The organism is Lunatimonas salinarum (assembly GCF_017811155.1).
In the GTDB taxonomy this organism is placed as follows: Bacteria; Bacteroidota; Bacteroidia; order Cytophagales; family Cyclobacteriaceae; genus Lunatimonas; species Lunatimonas salinarum.
On sequence record NZ_JACVCV010000129.1, the window covers coordinates 1 to 407 of the forward strand.

1 protein-coding gene is annotated in these 407 nt (G+C 51.1%); it reads left to right on the forward strand.

Annotated features, from left to right (window positions below):
• Window positions 1–151: 151 nt before the first annotated feature.
• The gene (locus IAQ59_RS22575; protein WP_280868377.1) at window positions 152–286 is read left to right on the forward strand and encodes a hypothetical protein; all 135 of its coding nucleotides are present in this window, start codon (window positions 152–154) and stop codon (window positions 284–286) included.
• Window positions 287–407: the final 121 nt, after the last annotated feature.

Consider the following 407-nt stretch of genomic DNA (forward strand, 5'->3'; position numbering starts at 1 on the left):
AATCACTCGACGAGTGGCTGAGAAACCGACTTAGATACTGTATCTGGCATGATTGAGGACGAAGCGGGAGCTTCGGGCCGGTAGTAGCGGGCGGGACCTGAGCGGAAACGCAAAAACCTGATCCGATTGGGAGTGGATCAAGACCACGCCTATGCGTAGGACCGAGCGTGAAGAAAATGTCCCTTTGGACATTTTTAGCGAGGGGCCAGGCTGCGTGGAGGAACCCGAAAAGGGGGATGGGCAGTCGCCCAAATGCTATGCATTCATGAACACCGCTGAAAAATAAACAAGTAGTGAATAAAGCCCGATTCTGATCACGACTATCACCTTGTCACGCCTAAGACGAAAGGGGTACGAATCTATGCTTTCCTATTACCTCAAATCGCAACCTACAATCCAGTGAACCG

What these genes read in the sequence shown, in the direction of transcription:
- IAQ59_RS22575 (WP_280868377.1), top strand. Translation starts at nt 152, where the DNA reads ATGCGTAGGACCGAGCGTGAAGAAAATGTCCCTTTGGACATTTTTAGC.